This is a genomic window from Sphingobacterium corticibacterium (assembly GCF_004208525.1).
GTDB lineage: Bacteria > Bacteroidota > Bacteroidia > Sphingobacteriales > Sphingobacteriaceae > Sphingobacterium > Sphingobacterium corticibacterium.
In genome coordinates this window covers 1,298,109-1,312,092 of record NZ_SGIT01000001.1, presented here as the reverse complement: position 1 = coordinate 1,312,092, position 13,984 = coordinate 1,298,109, and the positions used below count along the sequence as shown (strand labels likewise).

Genomic DNA, 13,984 nt, shown 5'->3' with positions numbered 1-13,984 from the left:
TGGAGTTTTTATAAATAATATGCCAGTAATACAAAAATCATTGCAAAGATGGCAGGCAACCCTTGTTTAACGATGATACTTCTGGAAGAAGTAGCTCCTCCGTAAATAGCAGCAACTATAATACACCCTAGGAAAAATACCCGTACATTAAATGACCATACCGGATCATTGATTAAAAATGACCATACCAATCCTGCAACCAGAAAACCATTGTATAGTCCCTGGTTTGCCGCCAATCCTTTTGTTGGTTTGAATAATTCAGGAGGTAGTGACTTTCCGAAAGCTTTCTTACCCGCGGTTTCCCATGCAAACATCTCCATCCAGAGAATATATACATGTTCTATAGTGACAAGTATGGTCAAAATTATAGCAATTATATGTAACATATTTTCAAAGAATTAATACCTCTAATTTATAGTTTTTTTTCTATTCTTCCATCCTTTTTACGTTGCCAAAATATTTAATGAGTTCTGATTTAGTCCTAGTTGGAGTCTATGCCGACTAAGCCATATTAAAAAAATCCTGAAGCGGGGAGCTTCAGGATTTCTACTAACTAACCAATTATTAACCTAAATTATGAAGTACTATTATAACAGCATTTTGCATGCCTTTCGTATCATCGCGATGTGTATTTAACATCTCTTAACAAAATGACCCTAACTTTTGTTGTTGATTACCGTTTCCTGAAAAGTCGAGCTATCAATACCGCCCCCAAAGTGATCATGGCAATTTTTTTAAATGATAGTTGTACTTTAGCCTTAGTTTGACCATCTTCGGCCGATACCCATGCGATTGCTTGTTTCAATTGATGGTGCCGGAATCCCCGGGCTTCCCCAGGAGCTACTACACTGAACATATCGGTGAATTTTCGAACACCTTTTTGGTCGGTCACAATACCTATTTTTTTCCACTCCGAAAGATGTTTTATACCGGCCAGCATATCCTGTATCCATGCTGATGTGGTAAAGTTTTTTACATCGGTATCCAACACCAGCAGGTAATGGATTTTATTAAACTTATGAGACAGCTCTTCCAGACCAGGTAGCAGTACCGTTTTGAGGTCTTCGCCTGTCACTTCGCCCTTAGCTCTCACTCCGAAAACATGTTCGGGCAGATCGTTTATTTTTTCTAACATATTGATCCTTTTGTTTTTAAGCTAACAATTGGAAAGGAGAAAATGTTTCAGTAAATTAAATCAATTACAATTCCGATTCCGATTCCCATGTTTTCAATTTATACGCAGCGTCCCAAAATTTATATTCCATACGAGAAGCCGTAATAAATGCTTCTGTCATTCGCGTTCTCGTGGATGCTGTTGCACTTTCGGCTACTCGATCACAAATAGCAACGGCATTTTTTACGGCCAAGGCAAAATCTTCCCCGCCATAGGTTTGAATCCATTTCTGGTAAGGATTATCGGAAGAGCGGTGATTCGCTATGATATGATCTCCGACATTTTTATAAATCCAAAAACAAGGAAGAGTTGCCGCCATGGCAATTTCAGCGACTTCAAATGCAGCCGTACTCTTTAAGAAATGAATATAATGATGACAGACAGGTTGAATACTTCCTTTGTCAGATATTCCAAAATCCATAAAATAAAATTCATGTAATGCATTCTCGACTACAATAGCATTTTCTGCAAAACGCATATAAGTTAGAGCATCAATAATGTCGTCGGCTTTGGCTCCGATTAAAGCAAGTGCTCGTCCAAAATGTTCCAGATATAAGGAGTCTTGCATCATATAAAACTGAAACTTGTTTTGGGGGAGTGTACCATTGGATAGTTCTTTGATAAAAGGCATTTTGAGGATAGACAAATAAATTGCTTCTATCGATTTCCATGCCTGTTCAGACCATTTCATTTTTAAGGAGTTTTTGAGGATTAAAAAAGTGATTCAACGGACCGTTTCCCTTTCCGGTTTGCGTATCGGCACCGGATTGAATAGCATTAAAAACATACTGTTGTCCGAGCTTTACAGCTTCAAATAATTCTTTGCCTTGAGCCATATACGACGCAATGGCGGAGGATAAGGTGCATCCAGAACCGTGTGTATTATTGGTTTCAATCTTGTTAAATTCAAAAGAATGACAGTTGTTTTCTTCATCCAATAAGAGAGAAGTAATCGTCTCCGTTTTTTGATGACCTCCTTTTAGCAGCATATTTTTACCGCCCAATTGCTTTATGCTCTTGCCGGCGAGTTCCATATCTTTTAAGGTTTCGACTTTCATTTTAGCAATAATGGCTGCTTCGTCCATATTAGGGGTAATAAGCGCTGAAAGTGGAAGAAGTTTTTTAATGATTGCGTCAATGGTTTGCTCTTCGATAAGACGGTGTCCGCTGGTAGCGACCATGACAGGATCAAAAACCACCGGGATGTCTGGATATTTCTCCAATACAGCGACGATGGTATCAACAAGGTGAGGAGTATGTACCATTCCTATCTTTATGGCATCAGGCACGATGTCTTCCATGATAGTGTCTAATTGTTCTGCTACTGCTTCGATAGGAATCGGAAATATACTTTTAACGCCCTGCGTGTTCTGTACGGGCAGGGCAGTTAACACAGATGTAGCATAACAGCCCAAGGCAGAAATAGTCTTAATATCTGCCTGAATTCCCGCGCCGCCGCTGCCGTCAAATCCGGCAATCGTTAATACACTTGGATATTTGTATTTTTTCATCTTAAGATTTCATTTTTTAATTCATAAGCCGCTTTTTGTGGATTCGTCGCACCGCATATTTCGGAAACCACGGCAATACAATCCGCGCCGGCATGCACTACCGACTTTACATTGTACAGATGAATATTGCCTATTGCTACCAACGGTTTATCGGTTAGTCGCCTTATCTCCGCAACGCCTTCAAGCCCCCATTCAGTAACGGTATCTGTTTTGGTAGGTGTGCTAAAAACGGGACTGATGCCCAGATAATCAGAAACAGCTGCTTGTTCATTTTCCAATTGTTCCAGAAACTCGATGGAGTACCCCACATATTTGGTGTCATCCCATTGTTTTCTGATTTCAACAGGGGGTACATCATTGTTTCCTACATGTATCCCCACTGAGTCAACCTTTTTTGCAACCTCAAGATTGTCATTAATGATGAGCGGAATCCGGTATTTATCGGTCATTTCTTTTAGTTGGCGAGCCTTGCGGATAAATGTATCTATGTCATCCTTTTTTTCTCTCACCTGGATGATATCTACCCCGCCCAAAATAGCCTGTTCTGCTACTTCAAGGAAATTTCGGCCCTTACAATCCGACTCCGAGATTACCAGATAAAGTTTGTAAGGGAATGAGCATTGTCTTTTCATTCTCTTGAAACATTAAGCTGTTCGACAAACTCCACTTCTGTCATAGCATATAATTTGTCTATTATATTCATTTGTAAACTTCCTGGGCCATGAGATTGCTTTTCAGAAAGTTCTCCCGCTATTCCAAGTAAAGCCATTGCAGCAACGGTAGCTTCTGTTTTATCTTCCGTTACGGCAACAAAAGCAGCCGTCAATGCTGATGCCGTGCATCCGAGACCGGTAACCCTAGTCATCATAGGATGGCCATTTTTTAGGAGTAGGGTTTGGTTTTTCTGATCTACAATAATATCGGTTTCTCCCGAAATACAGACGACCGAGCCATATTGACTCACGAGATTACGGGCAGCCTGAACTGCATCCATGCTCGAAGCAGTACTGTCCACTCCTTTGGTAGCAGGAGCGTTGGATTTCACAATAGCCAAAATTTCGGAAGCGTTTCCCCTTATTACCGTCGGGCGGTACTGCAATAATTTTTGGATGATTTGATTTCTATAAGGAGTTGCTCCTGCACCAACAGGGTCAAGCACCCAAGGTTTATTCAATGCATGTGCTGTTTCAACAGCTATCAGCATAGCTTCTGACCAATATTCGTCTAAAGTACCAATATTGACCAGTAGCGCACCTGCGATAGTAGCCATGTCTTTAATCTCGGCTTTGGCATGAGCCATTACAGGGGATGCACCTATCGCCAACAAAGCGTTGGCTGTACTGTTCATTACAACATAATTGGTAATGTTATGTACCAGAGGTGACTGTTTTCTTACTGTTTGGATGTGTTTCCAGAGTGTTTTTTCCATTAGACTTTATTTTTAGATAAAAACAGCTTTAGGAAAACCGAAAACAAACAAGAGGCGACTTATACAAGAAGTCTTCTATTTGCTTTTCCCTACGTCGGTGTGATCCGTATCAGGTTCAAAGGGACTCTCTCAACTCTTTTCAGAATACCCCTAAAGCGTACGCAAAGGTACGACATATTATTATATTATTTAAAAAGTAATCCTAAACCGTAATTTGGGTAATCCTTATAAATCTTAACCTACATCAATGCACAGTCGAATAGATTGCGTTATATTTGTTTTATAAACTAAAAATGCAAATTAAACTTCGCATAATATGCAATCAAACGTAGGACTCATATTAGAGGAAAAAGCAGCCGATATCGGCAACTTTATGGTAGGTAGACTCCTGCCATTTCGGCAAAAGAGAGCAGTAGGACCTTTTGTATTTATCGATCACATGGGCCCCGCTTGTCTTAAAGAACATCAAAACATCGATGTTCCGCCTCATCCGCACATCGGGCTTTCGACGCTTACCTATCTGTTCGATGGATCGATATTCCATCGGGACAGTCTTGGTTACGCCATCGAGATCAAGCCAGGGGAAGTCAACTGGATGACCGCAGGCAAAGGTGTGGTACACTCCGAGCGGACGCCCGAATATTTGAGGAAGGACGACAAGTACTTGCACGGCTTTCAGATCTGGATCGGATTGCCCAAACATGTAGAACAAGCAGAGCCCTCCTTTGTGCATATTGGCAAAGCAGATATCCCCAGTTGGGAAGACAATGGTATTTACTATAAACTCATTGCAGGTAAGTTAGGAGATCGTAAATCTCCCGTGCCCGTGCATAGTCCATTGTATTTTATAGAGATAAAAACCAAGGCGGCCCAAAAAATCAATATCGGACCACAGCTCTTTGGGGAAGTGGGTATGTACGTCCTAGACGGTACCGTGAAGATTGAGGGCAACGATTATGGATCCAAACAACTGTTGATAGCCAAGAACGCATCCTTATGTGCATTCGAAACAAATGGCGAGACCACGCTTTACCTATTTGGAGGGGAGCCCTTTGAAGAGGAACGATTTATGTTTTGGAACTTTGTCAATTCCGACAAAACCGTCATTGAAAAAGCAAAAGAAGATTGGAAAAATCAAAATATCGAAGCCTTTCCTAAAGTACCGGGTGACGATAAAGAATACGTTTTACTTCCAGGAACCAAACAGAAAAAAAACGTGATAACATTTACACAAGAAGAAGATCAACGTAGAGGAAAGTTTGTCATTTTAGAGGACGATGTTCCCGCAGGCGAGATGACCTATGTATGGGCTGGGACAAATAAATTTATTATAGACCATACCGAAGCATACGAGGCATTTGGTGGTAAAGGCTATGCAAAACAGTTAGTTATGAAAGGGATTGACTATGCTCGAGAAAAAGGGGTAAAAATTTTGCCACTATGTCCCTATGCAAAAAAGGTCATGGAAGGAGACGAAAACCTGCATGACATGATCTTCCGCTAGTGACGAAAACTTACAAAACATGTGCTTAAAAGTTATATTACGGGTTATCGATAGCTAGACTATTGGTCGGAGGGATCTCTACCACAACTTTATCGTTTAGGCGGTCGCTGGTTTTCGTTAAACGACCATCTACCCAGATACGCAATGCACTTTGATTTCCCTGTTTTTGCGCGTCCCAATCTTTTTTCCAGATGATGTCGATTGTTCTGCCGTGGTACATGATATTGCCTAAGTAGAAATAAGACCAAGCGTTTTCAGGCAGTAATGGTTGTACCATAAACTGGTTTTCGTGTAAAGCCTCAAACCCTAACAGATCCGCTATGATGATATCCGGAAACGTCGAGTGGAAATAATCTTTCTCGCCACCGAATGTGCCCTTTTCACTCGGAATGTACCATTCCCCTATATTCGGTTTTTCACCATGCGTAGCGACTAATTTCTGCACATAGTCGTAGAGCAATTGCCTGTCTTTCTCTGCAACCTGCGATTTATAATTTCGCAGATAGTTGGCATAGGCCTTATACACAACTGAATTTTGAAACGGCCATCCACGCCCGTTCCAGGCGTAAGCTTGTTCGTTATAATAGGGGTGTTGCTGTTCGGCAGTTGTCATGCCCCCAGTATTGTAAAATCCTTTTTCCGAGGCGAATATCTGCCAAGCACCCTCATATTTTTTGTTATCCGAAAACGGGATCATGTTGAAATACCAAGGAGTGTAACCCACTGATTCGCGAACACGCGATTCAAAGTCGCGTATGCCAAATTTATTGTCCCCAGCGGTATAACTATAAAAAAATTGATCTTCTTCATTCCAAAGCAGATTGAGGACTGTTGTTTGAAGCTCTTCCGCTCTTGTTTTGTATTTCGTTGCCTGATTTTTAGCTTTTAAATCAGCAAAATTACGATATGTTAAGGTGTTTAGATTAGATAGCGCAAGTAGGTTGGCATAGGCGTAAGCGTTTAAGGTAGGTCTTACCATGTAGAAGTCGGGATACCCACTCCGATAAGCTTTAGGATACTGTTTGGCTTGTTGAGATTGAGCTGCATTGCCAGTCGTTTCCCACCCTAAATAGTAGTTACGCCAATTGTCATCTGTATAGAGACTATAAGCACCATCACTGGCTATAAGTCCGAGTACGGTGGATAGACTGAATTCCATACCATCATAGAGGTCGAGAAATTTATACATACCTGCAGTTTTTGCCGCTGGTTCGTTTACTGTAAATAGGCTATCCCAGACCTGTTGGTGAGCACTCAAGTGAGGCAGGATGTCATGTAGCCAGTCGTTGTCGGGATGCACTTTGAGAAAAGCCTCTATACCATCAATCATCCAACTAGAGAAATGGTGACTTTCCGGGCGCGACGTATAGGTCAGGAAGTTCGCATTTTCCCGCTGATTTAAACGGGAGGCTGATCCGCGCATGTAGTAATCTGTATAAGATTTTAGAAATTCCGGATTCCGAAGCCAGCGTACGTCATAAAACTGATGTCCAGCCGGGCAGGGGATAGCTCCACTGAGCGTAGCCCAAGGTTTATCGCCGAAGAACTCTGTAAATACCCAGTATGTCTGTTTGTCATATGGATCAGCGTATGCTTTTAGATGTTTGGAAATCATCCACCAACGGTAATTGTATACTTTTGTTATGCTACTGTCCGAACACAAAAACAAGGGGATATTTTCCTGGAGAAACGCTTTGTTATTCTGTTTGTCGAGATGTCCATCAGAAGCAGGTCGGTCATCGTAATGATTAAATTCATCGACCTGCTTGTTTAACGTTTTGACCGCTGAAGCTCTCGTATTTGTTAACTCTGCATATGTTGATTGCTTAGCTGTTGAACAGGCAGACATATATAATACAAAGAATATATATAGATAGCCGTTCGTCCGTCTTAATGCTTTAAAGGTTTCGCTCATCGTGTTTAAATACTTCCTGAAAACAGATATATTCCTAATATATCAATTCTTGGAAAGATACGTAAATACACTTGAATTTTTTTATTCACATGTCGTTTCTCATTTAGGCATAGAGAATGGAATTCTATTGTTGTAAATCCACTTTTTTACATAAAAGCCGATTTTTGAATCAGATCAGATTTCTACATATAAATCTCAAATACTATATTGGCATTCCAAATAAATCCATATGCAAATTTTTCAAGTTTTGTTGAACATCGCACCAAAAAAAAGAGGTTTTCATCTGATCACGTCAGATATCATCCGGTCTTTGCCGGAAATAAGCAGCATTAAAACGGGAATCTGTCAGGTTTTTATTCAACATACATCGGCATCGTTAACAATTAACGAAAATGCCGATAATACTGTGCGGGCTGATTTTGAAACCTTTTTTAATAAATCAGTACCGGAAAATGACCCCGACTACCTCCATGATTACGAAGGATCTGATGACATGCCAGCCCATTTGAAGAGCTCGTTATTGGGCAGTTCGGTAATTATACCCGTCACCAATGGCCGACTCAACTTAGGAACTTGGCAGGGTATTTATCTCTGTGAACACCGCGATCATGGCGGGAGTAGACGTTTGGTCATTACGGCATGGGGATTATAAGAAAGATCAGTTCGTCAGAACAATTATCTCCATATACTGTTTATCAATTATGGAAAATACACGACAATTGGTAGAAAAAATCAACACGCTTTTTGTTGGCTACGCCCTCACCAGGTTGACGTCCGAAGTGATCAGGTACTAAAAATGGATCGCAAGTATGAACACATAAAACAAAAAAATCCTGAAGCGGGGAGCCTCAGGATTTTTAACTAACTAACCAATTATAAACCTAAATTATGAAGTACAAATATAACGATAAGTGCGGGAATTTAGTGTCACCTTAGTGTGTATTTAACACATATTAACAAGTGCTATGCCCGAGCGCTGCCTCTCTAAAGCGATTGTTAAATCGCTTTTCCTGAATGTTATTGATATGAAGCGCTTAGATGGCTTATCGGCATGTAAATATGACAGGGATAAAAAAATGGATCGAAATTTGGTCTTATGGAATTCGTATTAATAAATTTATTTGATCAATGGTACTGAAAAAACTGAAATATCTGGGAAAAGCGTTTGCACTTTTCAAGGTTTTCAAAACATATAGTCTTACTAATAAAGATATAGCCGATGCCGATAATTTAGCAGAACATCTTTCCGATAGAAAAGCGGAATTTAAACTTATTTTAGCGATGGCTGGCGATTCGATCAAAGGGCGTTACAAAATAGGTAAGCTAAATCTAGGGATTATCGTAGCCACTGTTGTGTATGTAATTTCTCCGCTTGATGCCATTCCTGATGTCATACCGGTTGTAGGATGGGTGGACGATGTTGCCATTATTAGCTACGCGCTCAGCAAGTTGAAGTCCGAAGTAATCAAGTATCAAAAATGGGTGGCAAGCATGGAAACAGGAATAGATCCCTCTATCAACCGTGTTCGCTAGATCGTATTGACTTCAACTACACAAGCATGATAGCCGTGATTTTTAGAATGTTAATACTCATTGTTGCCTGTATAATAGGTGTGCCATCTTTTGCGCAGATACAGACGGGAGTTTATTTTTCTTCGGACAAAAAATACACCGAGATCATAGAAGATCTTGGCAATCCGCTACCGGGAAATCCAGTGATGATTGTCAGAACTTTTGTGCCCAAGCACGGGAGTTATGTGTGGTTTCTCAATGAAAGTAAAGCCAGTAACTCCGCTTATTTTGATAACAACCCTAAAGATTTACATGCCGGTATCTTTTTGGAAGATCATGGCGGGCTTCTTCCGCAAATAGCCTTTAAGGATTTTTCAGTAGGTTTGGCTCAGCCCAAGTATCTTATTAATTCGTGTGAAATCGGAGATGCTAATAAAGATGGCTTTCCAGAGTTTTACCTGACTTATTTTGAAGAATCAGATGGATTAGACGCCAAGCCTTTGAAAGTGATTGTATACACAAGTTTGGGAGGGGATAAGTTTTCAAAATCAAAAATAACCGCTTGGATTCCGTTTCAGCCAGAAGATGAATACCGGGAAGAGAAAGACGCAAATTTCAGGCTATTGCCTCAGCACATAGGATTGAGAGCTGAGCGAATATTAAAAGAAGCCAAAAATGGCATCATGTAATCAATACGAGTACAGCCTAATCGATACGCAGACTACGTAGTTTGGCAAGGATCAAGAAGCTGATGCCGATTACGAAGAAGATCCACGAGAGGATAGGAATCCCTAAGATGCGGTATTGCTCGACGGATATCACCAGACAGCCACTGACGAAGAATAGGCAGCCCAATGCAAGAGACCGGTTGGTAGATTGGTTTTTTCGGTATTGCCGTTGCAGGTGCTGCAGATCGCTATTGTCTACCTTGACGGTCAGATCACCCTGTTCGAGCCGTTGGGCAATGTTTTTGAGGGTGTAGGGCGCGTGGCTCAGCAATTCGAAACTATCCATCAGTTTTCGTTGACTCTCTTTTTTGAGGTTTTCAAAAGAGAGCCGTTTACGGATGACCTGTTCAATGTAAGGCTTAATCTTCTCGATAATATTCAGTCCGGGCATCAGTTCACGCCCTATGCCCTCCATCAGGACGACCCCCCGCACCAGTAGGTAAATATGTTCGGGCATGATGATGTTGTTCTGGTAGAGGATATTCGAAAACTTGGAGAAAAAAGCCTTGATGTCTATGTTTTCCAATGTGTTAGTGCTGGCCATTTCAAACAGTTCGAGGATTTCCCGTTTGATATTCTTCTCGTTTTCTATCTGTATATAGATAGCCATTTTCTTGATGATGTACAGAAGGCTATCCGCATCTTTGTTGATAAAAGCAATGATAAAATCCTCGAGAACTACCTGATCGGACAGCAGCATACGTCCCATAGCACCAAAGTCCAGAAAACTGAGTTTGCCATCCGGTGTGACCAAGATATTGCCAGGATGAGGATCGGCATGGAAAAAACCATGTTCCAATACTTGTGTGAGGAACAGTTCCAGTCCGCTGTCTACAATGTGCTCGAAGTTTACATCGTAGGTCATTAGCCCATCCTTATCGGTAATCTTCACGCCGTCTATCCACGACACGCAAAGCACGTCGTCGTTGCATAGCTCCTCGTAAGTATGTATGCAGTGGATCTTATCCACTCCCCGAAAATTCTGTTCAAACTGGACGATGTTCTGCGCTTCATGGACGAAGGAAAGCTCTTCTACCAAGGTTTTTTGAAAGGTTGCTAGGATATACTTCAGGTTGATCTGCCGGATGGTGAGGGAATAGTCCGATAGAAATTGGACGATATCCCGCAGGATCAGCAGGTCGGAGTTGATGGTTGTACGAATGTTTGGTCGCTTTATCTTTAGGATAACGGGCGTTCCGTCTGCCAGTACGGCTTTGTACACCTGTGCAATAGAAGCCGAGGCGATTGGTTCAGTCTCGATTTCCCGGAAAGATTCTGACGCGTTTATGCCCAACTGTTCTTCGATATAGGGTACAATATCGATTTCCTGAGGCGGCACGCGGTCCTGCAGTTTTTTGAGTTCGACGATCAGCAAAGCAGGCAACAGATCCTCACGGGACGAAAGCGTCTGTCCAAACTTTACAAAAGTAGGTCCCAGCTCCTCGATAGCCAAACGGATACGTTCATATACTGTAGGATCATTGGGGGAGAGAGATTCCTCTCCCATTGGAGGACGTTTGGACTGTGATCCCAACAGATCCTGAAACCCATACTTTACCAATATCTGGGTCAGTTTGCCAGTTCTTCTAAGCTTTAGTACTTGGTTCTTAAAAGGGTTTTCCATGATACCTCATTTTAATGGACTATCGCTATCATTGTTATCTACGCAATAGTTTCTACAAGATACGGATTTATCAATTAAGTTCATTTATGGTTTATCACGATACACTATTTGATGAACAAACTTAAATGCTTCTCCCAACTTGGATACGAAGATAACAAAAAATCAAAGCCTGCAGATGCAGGCTTTGCTAACTGCGGTAAAAAAAATCGGTGAATGCGTATCTCTATTTGTTTGTCCATGCCAAAAGGATTGCAAGCCAGTTGCCAAAGTGTTCAATGTATTGCTTTAAAGGTATTTGAGTTTTTTAGGGAGATTTCTGGTTGTTCATCGCAGGACAGCAGGTGTCCGGTAATGAACAAAAAAATCCTGAAGTGGGGAGCCTCAGGATTTTTAACTGCCTCTGCCCAGTCGTAGTTTTTAAGTCATTGTAAGCAACCCAAATATCCTGCGCGCGTTCGGCAATAGTTAACGAACCGCCTTTCCATTTACAACGTAATCTATACCTTATTTTATAGAGATTTTATGAAGTGTTTTTACGATATGACGTTTTTGATACCAGTCGTTGTACACGAGTTCGACCTCTTTCGGTTTAAAAGAGCCAAAATCAACATCTCTGTAGTTTTCTAACCGTTCTGCAAACTTCTGAGGAGTCCTTATGTACTCCCGGAACCGAACGGCGGTAATATGCGCGGTCGTTAACCTGTATCTTGCGTCGATTGTCTGCTGTAACGCAGAAGCTTTAAAGTTTTCCCTCAATTGATCCCTGAATCTCTCAAGGCCTTCGCTCAGAGGAAATCCTTGGATTATCACTGCTTCAGGAGAGGCGGATATCCCCTGAAAGTGGAGACCAATATCCATTATATTTCTGGCACTTTGCTTAAAAAGGCGAATATATTTTGAAGTCTCTATCTGCTCGAGATTAAAACCGTCATAACACGAAATAATGGATAATACCGTTACGTGCATATCTGGGAGTGGTTGATAATACTGATCTTTGTCGATAACCATCAACTCCTGTTGAAAGCGAGCAATCGCTCCCTGAATATTATCGTTGGGTCTGATCAAGACTGTTAAACCTCGTCTTTTATCATTTTTGTCGTCTATTAACCGATCGATTTTATTGTTCCCATTTCGAATGTCGTCAATCGATCTTGTATAGAGGTTATTGTAAAGCGCTGTCAAGTTCATACAAAGTAAGTATTCTGTTTGCTAATATACTATTCAATTAGAGGAATTAGGTAATCGATTCGGATAAATAAACTTAAGATAAGCGGATTAAGAAAAAATGCAACTTAGCTTCGTTTAACCGGAAATTGTAAATACTTTGTATATGAAATATATAATGAAGTATATAGGTTGTTAAGGTTTTATTGCAGCATTCTTCGCTTATTGTCCGGAATTTTGTTGAGCGCAACATATGCATTAAAACACGTTCGGTATGAGATTGAATAAAATTATAGGGATCACTATTTTATTGGCAATTTTTGTGTCTTGTAAGAAAGATTCTAATCATATAAATGATGATATAAAAGAGCCTATATTCTATTACGTAGGGTATTCTTTCAGCGGTCATTATAACGAACGCGACCGGAAAGCAATTCTTGTTGTTCAAGACTCCATAGTTAACTTATCTCCAAACCGATCGGCCGATGCCAAAGTCGTCTATGCCCAAGGGAAAGACGTATTTGTTGCAGGTAATGAACATTATGAAGAAGAAAAAAATCGTGTAGTGTATTGGAAAAATGGTGTGAAAGAATACTTATCATCTGCCGTCAAAGATAATTCCGCGACAGCCATATATGCAGATAACGAAAACATCTATGTGGCGGGTACAATTTATCAAAATAAGTTGCCCTATCAGCGACTATGGATAAATGGTGGACGGAAAGTGAATTCCGGAGCACTGGCATATTCAGGTATCCGTGCCATTACTGTCTATGAAGGTGCGTATTATTTAGCGGGACAATTTGCGCAAGCTGCGAGCATATGGCATGGAAAAACCATGTACACCATTAATAACGCACCTTCTGAAGCTACTTATATACATGTTGAAAATGGGGAAGTACTGACTATGGGATATGGCAATGTGGACCGTAATACAGATGCAGCGAAGGTTTGGAAAGGTTCTGACGAAATATTTTCTTACCCTGTAGGGGCACGAGTTAGTAATATATTAGCGACCATGAACGGAAATGATTATTACTTTGTAACCAACAGTATGTCCGAAGACGGTATAAACGTAGCGCGGGCGTATAAAAATACACAGTTATTATACGAGTTGAATACGGGCGCGCATAGTGTTAAAGCTATGGCTATATATATATTTAACGATAAAGTATACGTTTTAGGAAATCTCTTAAATGCCGGGAAGTCGGTTCCCACCTTATGGATAGACGGTGTCCCAAAAACGTTGTTTACGGAGCAAGATAATATCTACCTAAACCATATGTATATTATTCTATAATCAATTTGGGTTTATATAATCTACCAAGTTCATTTTTGACTTTAGATAGCAGACAAGGAAAAAATGGATCGAAATTTGGTGTTATGATATTCGTGTTAATAAATTTATGACATAAGCACGATA

General features: G+C 40.7%; 14 protein-coding genes and 1 riboswitch. Of the genes, 5 read left to right on the top strand and 9 right to left on the bottom strand.

Annotation, left to right across the window (positions count from 1 at the left end; genetic code table 11):
• Positions 1–8: 8 nt before the first annotated feature.
• The 6 genes from EWE74_RS05440 to thiM form a co-directional block, all read right to left on the bottom strand.
• Positions 9–386, bottom strand: a complete 378-nt coding sequence (locus EWE74_RS05440) for a DUF1304 domain-containing protein (RefSeq protein WP_130140473.1) — start codon at positions 384–386, stop codon at positions 9–11.
• A 287-nt stretch (positions 387–673) separates the two neighbouring features.
• A complete protein-coding gene (locus EWE74_RS05435; RefSeq protein ID WP_130140472.1) occupies positions 674–1,135 on the bottom strand; it encodes a SpoIIAA family protein in 462 nt (153 codons plus the stop codon).
• Between the two features lie 64 nt (positions 1,136–1,199).
• Positions 1,200–1,865: a thiaminase II gene (tenA, locus tag EWE74_RS05430; protein ID WP_130140471.1), complete on the bottom strand. Its 666-nt coding sequence runs from the start codon at positions 1,863–1,865 to the stop codon at positions 1,200–1,202.
• Entirely contained in the window at positions 1,852–2,685 is an 834-nt protein-coding gene (gene thiD / locus EWE74_RS05425; RefSeq protein WP_130140470.1) for a bifunctional hydroxymethylpyrimidine kinase/phosphomethylpyrimidine kinase, read from the bottom strand. The genes tenA and thiD overlap by 14 nt, the downstream gene beginning before the upstream one ends.
• Positions 2,682–3,317 carry a thiamine phosphate synthase gene (gene thiE / locus EWE74_RS05420; RefSeq protein WP_130140469.1) on the bottom strand — a complete coding sequence of 212 codons (636 nt, stop codon included), beginning with the start codon at positions 3,315–3,317 and terminating at the stop codon, positions 2,682–2,684. Before thiE ends, thiD begins: the two co-directional genes overlap by 4 nt.
• Complete coding sequence (gene thiM, locus EWE74_RS05415; RefSeq protein ID WP_130140468.1) at positions 3,314–4,114, bottom strand: hydroxyethylthiazole kinase; 801 nt, start codon at positions 4,112–4,114, stop codon at positions 3,314–3,316. Before thiM ends, thiE begins: the two co-directional genes overlap by 4 nt.
• A gap of 69 nt (positions 4,115–4,183) precedes the next feature.
• Positions 4,184–4,276: riboswitch (TPP riboswitch) on the bottom strand.
• A gap of 154 nt (positions 4,277–4,430) precedes the next feature.
• Here thiM and EWE74_RS05410 point away from each other — a divergent pair.
• The gene (locus EWE74_RS05410) at positions 4,431–5,618 is read left to right on the top strand and encodes a bifunctional pirin family protein/GNAT family N-acetyltransferase (RefSeq protein ID WP_130140467.1); all 1,188 of its coding nucleotides are present in this window, start codon (positions 4,431–4,433) and stop codon (positions 5,616–5,618) included.
• A 37-nt stretch (positions 5,619–5,655) separates the two neighbouring features.
• On the opposite strand, the gene EWE74_RS05405 is transcribed toward EWE74_RS05410, so the two are convergent.
• Positions 5,656–7,533 (bottom strand): MGH1-like glycoside hydrolase domain-containing protein, encoded by a 1,878-nt coding sequence (locus tag EWE74_RS05405; protein WP_239018564.1) that lies wholly within the window; start codon positions 7,531–7,533, stop codon positions 5,656–5,658.
• A gap of 229 nt (positions 7,534–7,762) precedes the next feature.
• Here EWE74_RS05405 and EWE74_RS05400 point away from each other — a divergent pair, with 229 nt between their 5' ends.
• From EWE74_RS05400 to EWE74_RS05390, 3 genes are all read left to right on the top strand, one after another.
• Positions 7,763–8,185 carry a secondary thiamine-phosphate synthase enzyme YjbQ gene (locus EWE74_RS05400; RefSeq protein ID WP_130140466.1) on the top strand — a complete coding sequence of 141 codons (423 nt, stop codon included), beginning with the start codon at positions 7,763–7,765 and terminating at the stop codon, positions 8,183–8,185.
• Between the two features lie 476 nt (positions 8,186–8,661).
• A complete protein-coding gene (locus tag EWE74_RS05395; RefSeq protein WP_130140465.1) occupies positions 8,662–9,066 on the top strand; it encodes a YkvA family protein in 405 nt (134 codons plus the stop codon).
• A gap of 26 nt (positions 9,067–9,092) precedes the next feature.
• Entirely contained in the window at positions 9,093–9,734 is a 642-nt protein-coding gene (locus EWE74_RS05390; RefSeq protein ID WP_239018563.1) for a hypothetical protein, read from the top strand.
• A 16-nt stretch (positions 9,735–9,750) separates the two neighbouring features.
• Here EWE74_RS05390 and EWE74_RS05385 read toward each other — a convergent pair whose 3' ends face one another.
• Positions 9,751–11,397, bottom strand: a complete 1,647-nt coding sequence (locus EWE74_RS05385; RefSeq protein ID WP_130140464.1) for an ABC1 kinase family protein — start codon at positions 11,395–11,397, stop codon at positions 9,751–9,753.
• A 504-nt stretch (positions 11,398–11,901) separates the two neighbouring features.
• The gene (locus tag EWE74_RS05380; protein ID WP_130140463.1) at positions 11,902–12,585 is read right to left on the bottom strand and encodes a mutarotase; all 684 of its coding nucleotides are present in this window, start codon (positions 12,583–12,585) and stop codon (positions 11,902–11,904) included.
• A gap of 250 nt (positions 12,586–12,835) precedes the next feature.
• Here EWE74_RS05380 and EWE74_RS05375 point away from each other — a divergent pair, with 250 nt between their 5' ends.
• Positions 12,836–13,861 (top strand): hypothetical protein, encoded by a 1,026-nt coding sequence (locus tag EWE74_RS05375; RefSeq protein WP_130140462.1) that lies wholly within the window; start codon positions 12,836–12,838, stop codon positions 13,859–13,861.
• Positions 13,862–13,984 lie beyond the last annotated feature (123 nt).

What these genes read in the sequence shown, in the direction of transcription:
- EWE74_RS05395 (WP_130140465.1), top strand. Translation starts at nt 8,662, where the DNA reads ATGGTACTGAAAAAACTGAAATATCTGGGAAAAGCGTTTGCACTTTTC.
- EWE74_RS05390 (WP_239018563.1), top strand. Translation starts at nt 9,093, where the DNA reads ATGATAGCCGTGATTTTTAGAATGTTAATACTCATTGTTGCCTGTATA.
- EWE74_RS05405 (WP_239018564.1), bottom strand. Translation starts at nt 7,533, where the DNA reads ATGAGCGAAACCTTTAAAGCATTAAGACGGACGAACGGCTATCTATAT.
- thiE (WP_130140469.1), bottom strand. Translation starts at nt 3,317, where the DNA reads ATGAAAAGACAATGCTCATTCCCTTACAAACTTTATCTGGTAATCTCG.
- EWE74_RS05435 (WP_130140472.1), bottom strand. Translation starts at nt 1,135, where the DNA reads ATGTTAGAAAAAATAAACGATCTGCCCGAACATGTTTTCGGAGTGAGA.
- tenA (WP_130140471.1), bottom strand. Translation starts at nt 1,865, where the DNA reads ATGAAATGGTCTGAACAGGCATGGAAATCGATAGAAGCAATTTATTTG.
- EWE74_RS05400 (WP_130140466.1), top strand. Translation starts at nt 7,763, where the DNA reads ATGCAAATTTTTCAAGTTTTGTTGAACATCGCACCAAAAAAAAGAGGT.
- EWE74_RS05380 (WP_130140463.1), bottom strand. Translation starts at nt 12,585, where the DNA reads ATGAACTTGACAGCGCTTTACAATAACCTCTATACAAGATCGATTGAC.
- EWE74_RS05385 (WP_130140464.1), bottom strand. Translation starts at nt 11,397, where the DNA reads ATGGAAAACCCTTTTAAGAACCAAGTACTAAAGCTTAGAAGAACTGGC.
- EWE74_RS05375 (WP_130140462.1), top strand. Translation starts at nt 12,836, where the DNA reads ATGAGATTGAATAAAATTATAGGGATCACTATTTTATTGGCAATTTTT.
- thiD (WP_130140470.1), bottom strand. Translation starts at nt 2,685, where the DNA reads ATGAAAAAATACAAATATCCAAGTGTATTAACGATTGCCGGATTTGAC.
- EWE74_RS05410 (WP_130140467.1), top strand. Translation starts at nt 4,431, where the DNA reads ATGCAATCAAACGTAGGACTCATATTAGAGGAAAAAGCAGCCGATATC.
- EWE74_RS05440 (WP_130140473.1), bottom strand. Translation starts at nt 386, where the DNA reads ATGTTACATATAATTGCTATAATTTTGACCATACTTGTCACTATAGAA.
- thiM (WP_130140468.1), bottom strand. Translation starts at nt 4,114, where the DNA reads ATGGAAAAAACACTCTGGAAACACATCCAAACAGTAAGAAAACAGTCA.